Annotated in this window: 1 protein-coding gene; it reads left to right on the top strand. The window is 73.7% G+C overall.

Features of this window, described 5'->3' with window-relative positions:
- Positions 1–40: 40 nt before the first annotated feature.
- The coding region (locus DW309_RS05090; protein ID WP_446724676.1) for an ROK family protein at positions 41–639 on the top strand (599 nt) is incomplete at its 3' end.

Here is a 639-nt window from a genome sequence, read left to right as displayed (position 1 = left end):
GGGCGAAGCCGCCTCCACGGGCGGACGCCCGCCCGCGCGGGTGGCCTTCAATCCCCGCGCCGGACTCTCGCTCGCGGTCGACCTCGGTGCCACGCACGCCACGGTCGCGGTCGCCGATCTGTCCGGCGTCATCCTCGACGCCCGCACGCGCACGATCGACATCGGCGACGGCCCCGAGAAGCTCCTCGACACCATCCTCGCCGACGGCACCGCGCTGCTCGCGGCGACCGCGGACGGACTACCGCTGGTCGGCGTCGGCATCGGGGTGCCCGGCCCCGTCGAGCACTCGACCGGACGGCCCACGAACCCGCCGATCATGCCGGGGTGGGACCGCTTCGACGTTCCCGCCTATGTGCAGCGGACATTCGACGTGCCCGTGCTGGTCGACAACGACGTGAACATCCTCGCGCTCGGCGAGCAGGCCACGAGCTGGCCGCGCGTCGACGACCTGATCTTCGTCAAGGTGTCCACGGGCATCGGCGCCGGCATCATCGCGGGTGGACAGCTGCAGCGCGGAGCCCAGGGCTCGGCGGGCGACATGGGCCACGTGCAGGTGCCGCGGGGGGCGGGATCCGAGCGCGATCCGGACGACGAGCGCGACCTCGAGGCCCTGGCCAGCGGCTCGGCCCTCGCGATCGC

The organism is Microbacterium sp. K41, assembly GCF_004794395.1.
GTDB classification, from domain to species: Bacteria; Actinomycetota; Actinomycetes; order Actinomycetales; family Microbacteriaceae; genus Microbacterium; species Microbacterium sufflavum.
This window is presented reverse-complemented; position numbering and strand designations above follow the sequence as displayed.